Origin of the sequence: Pseudoflavonifractor capillosus, from assembly GCF_016899775.1 — a bacterium.
Classification (GTDB): domain Bacteria; phylum Bacillota; class Clostridia; order Oscillospirales; family Oscillospiraceae; genus Lawsonibacter.
On record NZ_JACJJE010000128.1, the window covers coordinates 1 to 1,637 of the forward strand.

Annotated in this window: 2 protein-coding genes; both read left to right on the plus strand. The window is 60.9% G+C overall.

Annotated elements, in window-relative coordinates; translation table 11 throughout:
• The coding region (locus H6B31_RS16570; RefSeq protein WP_204899506.1) for a class D sortase at positions 1-468 on the plus strand (468 nt) is incomplete at its 5' end.
• Between the two features lie 17 nt (positions 469-485).
• A partial coding sequence (locus H6B31_RS16575; RefSeq protein WP_204899507.1) for a hypothetical protein occupies positions 486-1,637 on the plus strand: 1,152 nt, incomplete at its 3' end.

The window sequence follows — 1,637 nt, forward strand, 5'->3', positions numbered from 1 at the left end:
TTTCTGAACGGTCAAAACTCTGGCAGTGGCGCCAGTACAGTAACCACCTCTACCGGGTATACCAAAGTCACCAGCGATCTCTACTACTCCGGCGGCTACCTGGGCACGCTGAAAATCCCCTCTATTGATTTGTCCGTGAAGGTGTATCAGGGCACCGACAGCTCTACCCTGATGAAAGGTGCTGGGCACTTCAAAGATACCAGCATCTGGGACGGAAATGTGTGCATCGCCGGCCATAACCGGGGTGTCCGGGATGACTTTGGCGATCTCCACACCCTGGAGCCGGGCGATACCATCACCTGGACCACCAAGCTGGGGACAAGAACGTATGAGGTCACCAGCGTTCAGAAGGTGAAGGAGACAGACACCAGCGGCACCACCGCCACCACGGACAACCGTCTGACCCTGTTCACCTGCGTCCGGGACCAGCGTGCCTACCGCTGGCAGGTGCAGGCGGTAGAAGTCTGAAAGGAGGAAGAATTTACATGTTGAAACACCTGAAACATCACTGGAAACGGGCGGCCTCCGGTCTCATAGCCCTGGTCATGGCGGCGGGATTGCTGCCTGGCACATCCCTTGCGGCTGAGACAGCGGCCATCCCCGACATTCAAGCAGAAGCGGCCTATGCCCCCACGGGAAACTTTGAATTGGCCCCGGCCGGAACTACCGCCTGGAACGGCAGGGAGCAGCCCATGACTGTCTACTCCAGCCAGGCTGGGACCACTCAGGAGACAGAGATTCCAGCCGGAGAGCCCTTTGCCCTGCTGGAAGATGGAGACAGCCGCTTGAAGATCGGCTATTCCGAGGGCGGCTGGACCGGCGGTACTCTGGAGGATGCCGGCTGGGTGGACAAGGACAGCATCCTGGTCAACCTGCCCGACCTGATCCCCAGCATCGCCTATGTCCGGGAGGATGCGGAAGCACAGTTCAATTCCCGCCTGACCCGGTTTGAGTATGTCATCCCCTGTCCCTACGGGGAGGCGGAGCGCCTGGCCCAGCTCCAGGCCGAGGCCATGGAGGACGGCGAGACCCTGGTACTGCGCATGGAGGGTCAGACCGTGACCGTCAGCCGGGCCACGGGCGACCCCGCCAGCCTGGAGGAGTACACCTTGGACGGGGAGACCTACCAGAAATACGGCCAGTGGACGGAAGTCTCTCCAGCAGAAAGCGGCATTTTTGCCTACCAGCTGCCCTATGAAATTTCTACGGTTTACAGTGCGGACCCAAGCTTCACGCTGGGTATGTTCGCGCCCCAGACATACCAGCCCAACCGGGCTCCGTCCAATGTCACACCTACCGGAGACGTGGGCGCTTACAACCCCGGCAGCCCCGGCGGACAGAAGCCCCACACCTCCAATGTGGCCTGGGCCATCGACCCGGAGCGGACATTTTTGCGCTTCACCCTGGTGGAATTTCCGGGCGGCGTGGTCACCGACCTGAACACCATGGACTGGAATACCTGGCATGTGGTGGGCACGCCCCTGAACGTGGTGTGGAGCAACGGGTGGTCCGCGGACCAGTGCCGCAGCGACGTCACCTGGTACAACTCCAGCGCTATGCACTATAACGGCATGGGCTCCAACGCCCCGCAGCTTATGGCCGGTACTTCGGTGAGCAACGGCGTCTACTCCTATGAC